This window comes from Brevundimonas sp. (assembly GCF_031082345.1).
In the GTDB taxonomy this organism is placed as follows: Bacteria; Pseudomonadota; Alphaproteobacteria; order Caulobacterales; family Caulobacteraceae; genus Brevundimonas.
Window position 1 is genome coordinate 1 of record NZ_JAVHLH010000410.1, and the last position, 989, is coordinate 989.

The 989-nt window shown below is 74.4% G+C and carries 1 protein-coding gene and 1 pseudogene; both read left to right on the top strand.

Translation table 11 applies throughout. The features are described from left to right. Positions 1 to 773 (top strand): tyrosine-protein phosphatase (locus RDU12_RS15830; protein ID WP_308685641.1); only part of this gene is annotated, 773 nt, incomplete at its 5' end. Beyond that, positions 770 to 989, top strand: a pseudogene (locus RDU12_RS15835) (anthranilate synthase component I family protein); the annotation flags it as partial. The gene RDU12_RS15830 and the pseudogene RDU12_RS15835, both read left to right, overlap by 4 nt.

Below are 989 nucleotides of genomic sequence, written 5' to 3' on the forward strand. Positions count from 1 at the left end.
CCGGTCGCCTCCATCGCTTCGACGCCCTCGACAATTTCCGCGACTATGGCGACTACGCCTCGGCCGCCGGCCGTCGCATCGCCGGCGGCCGGCTGTTCCGTTCGGCCCACCACGCCCGCGCCTCCGACGCCGATCTGGCCCGGCTGGCCGACCTGGGCCTCGCCGCGGTGGTCGACCTGCGCCGCCCCGGCGAGCGCCGCGACCAGCCCTCGCGCCGCCCGCCCGGATTCTCGGGTCTGGTCATCGAGAGCGATCATGACGACGGCCGCGAGGCCCCGCACATCACCTTCCTCAAGACCGCCGACCTGACCGTCGACGCCGGCCGGCGCTTCATGACCGAGACCTATCGCGAACTGCCGTTCGAGCCGGCCCACCTCGACCTGTTCACCCGCTATTTCCGCGCCCTGGCCGAGGCCGACGGCCCGGTCCTGATCCACTGCGCCGCCGGCAAGGATCGCACCGGCCTGCTGGCGGCCCTGACCCACCACCTGCTCGACGTCCACCCGGACGACATGATCGAGGACTATCTGCTGACCAATACGGCCGTCGACCTCGCCGGCCGCGCCCCCGCCATCGCCCGCCAGCTCGAGACCATGACCGGCCGCCCCGCCGCCCACGACGCCGTCGTCGCCTTCCTCGGCGTCGAGCCGGTCTACCTCGAAACCGCCCTGGCCGAGATCGTCGCCCGCGCCGGCTCGGTCGACGCCTGGCTCGAACAGGCTCTCGGCGTCGACGCCGCCCTGCGCGACCGCATCGGCGAGCGGCTGGCGTGATCCAGCCCCTTCCGGCGATCGAGACCCGCGTCCACCCGTGGCGCGACCCCCTCGCCGTCGCCGCCGGCCTGCGCGACCGCGACGGCGCCCTGGCCCTGCTGTCCGACGGCGGGCCGCTGGGCCGCTGGTCCTTCGTCGCCGCCGATCCCGACTGGACTGGCGGCGAGGGCGGCCTCGACCTGTTGCGCGACCCGGCCCTGTCACGCGGCATCGTCG